The sequence below is a fragment of the Pseudomonas sp. SWRI68 genome, from assembly GCF_014269165.1.
Taxonomy (GTDB): Bacteria; Pseudomonadota; Gammaproteobacteria; order Pseudomonadales; family Pseudomonadaceae; genus Aquipseudomonas; species Aquipseudomonas capeferrum.
Map to the genome: position 1 here is coordinate 1 of NZ_JABWRU010000046.1, position 2,347 is coordinate 2,347.

Genomic DNA, 2,347 nt, shown 5'->3' on the forward strand with positions numbered 1-2,347 from the left:
AGACGTCGTCGCCTTGCGCAGCATGGCTGTACGGCGCACTGGTTTCGCCGGCCTTAATGGTCACAACTTCGTTGTTGCTCAGGGTCACGACAAGGTCGTGGTCCAGGGCAGCGTTGATGTGAACGGTGAAGGTCGGTTTAACGTTTTCAGCGACCGAAACCTGGTCGGCCGTGATGGTGACTTTGACCAGGTCGCCACCGTTGCCAGTGCCTGGGGTGCCCGAGCCTGGCTCGTCGGTGACAGCGGTGCTGACCGGGGTCTTGTCTAGGACCAGGTTCTCGAACTTGCCAACATCAGCGCCGTCGACGCTGGCGATGGACTTGATCACCGGGTCATTAGTACCGGTGTAAACGTTGTCCGTAGCAGTGACAGTCACGAAGCCCGAAGTGCCATTGGCCGGCACGGTGATGACCGTGGTGCCGTCGCTCAGCGTGAAGGTCAGCGCCGAATGTTTATCGATCGGCAGACCGTCTTTGTTGGTCAGCGTGATGGTGTAAGTGATTGCACCGCCTTCGGTGACCGAAGGGGTAGCGGTCAGTTTGGCAACCACGTCGTCGGTGGTATCGGTGACTTTGACCGACGCCGCATCGCCCAACTGCAGGTTTTCGAAGGCACGACCGTCTACATCGACGGCGGACTTGATGCCCAAGTTGATCTCACCGGCATCTTTGTAGACGTCGTCGCCCTGCGCGTCGTGGCTATACGGCGCGCTGGTTTCGCCCGCCTTGATGGTGACGGTGGCGTTGTTGCTCAGGGTCACGACCAGGTCGTGCGCCAGCGCGGTGTTGATGTGGACGGTGAAGGTCGGCTTCACGTTCTCGGCAACCGAGACCTGGTCAGCGGTGATAGTGACCTTGACCAGGTCGCCTTCGTTGCCCGGAGTACCTGGCTCGTCGGTGACAGCGGTGCTGACTGGGGTTTTGTCCAGAACCAGGTTCTCGAACTGACCGACATCGGCGCCATCAACCGAAGCGATCGATTTGATCACTGGGTCGTTCGCACCGACGTAGTTGTTGTCCGGAGCAGTGACAGTGACGGTGCCAACAGTGCTGTTGGCCGGCACGGTAATGACGGTTGTCCCATCGCTCAGCGTGAAGGTCAGCGCCGAGTGTTTATCGATCGGCAGACCGTCTTTGTTGGTCAAGGTGACGGTGTAAGTGATCGCACCACCTTCGGTGACCGAAGGTGTTGCAGTCAGCTTGGCCACTACGTCGTCAGTGGTGTCAGTCACTTTGACCGACGCGGCATCACCCAGTTGCAGGTTCTCGAAGGCACGGCCATCGATGTCGGCTGCCGACTTGATACCCAGGTTGATCTCACCGGCATCTTTGTAAACGTCGTCGCCCTGCGCGTCGTGAGCGTACGGTGCGCTGGTTTCGCCAGCCTTGATGGTCACAACTTCGTTGTTGCTCAGGGTCACGACAAGGTCGTGGTCCAGGGCAGCGTTGATGTGCACGGTGAAGGTCGGCTTCACGTTCTCGGCAACCGAGACCTGGTCAGCGGTGATAGTGACCTTGACCAGATCACCTTCGTTGCCTGGGGTACCTGGCTCGTCGGTAACAGCGGTGCTGACCGGGGTCTTGTCCAGGACCAGGTTTTCGAACTTGCCAACATCGGCGCCATCAACCGAAGCGATCGACTTGATTACTGGGTCGTTGGTGCCGGTGTAAACGTTGTCCGGAGCAGTGACAGTCACGAAGCCCGAGGTGCTGTTGGCCGGCACAGTAATGACCGTGGTGCCATCGCTCAGGGTGAAAGTCAGCGCCGAGTGTTTGTCGATCGGCAGACCGTCTTTGTTGGTCAAGGTGACGGTGTAGGTGATCTCGCCACCTTCGGTCACCGAAGGGGTAGCGGTCAGCTTGGCGATGACATCGTCGGTGGTGTCGGTGACTTTGACCGACGCGGCATCACCCAGTTGCAAGTTCTCGAAGGCGCGACCATCGATGTCTGCTGCCGATTTGATACCCAGGCCGATTTCACCGGCGTCTTTGTAGACGTCGTCGCCCTGCGCGTCGTGGGTGTAAGGTTCGCTGCTGGTTTCACCGGCCTTGATGGTGACCTGAGCATTGTTGCTCAGGGTCACGACCAGGTCGTGCGCCAACGCGGTGTTGATGTGGACGGTGAAGGTCGGCTTCACGTTCTCTGCGACCGAAACCTGATCGGCCGTGATGGTGACCTTGACCAGATCGCCTTCGTTGCCCGGAGTACCTGGCTCGTCGGTAACAGCGGTGCTGACCGGGGTCTTGTCCAGAACCAGGTTTTCGAACTTCCAAGCATCAGCGCCGCTGACTGCTTGCAGGCTCTGCTCTACCGGCGCGTTGGTCCCAACGTAAACGTTGTCAGGCGC

At 59.3% G+C, this 2,347-nt stretch carries 1 protein-coding gene; it reads right to left on the reverse strand.

What is annotated here, in order from left to right:
* The coding region (locus tag HU770_RS26675; protein ID WP_346769588.1) for an immunoglobulin-like domain-containing protein at positions 1 to 2,347 on the reverse strand (2,347 nt) is incomplete at both ends.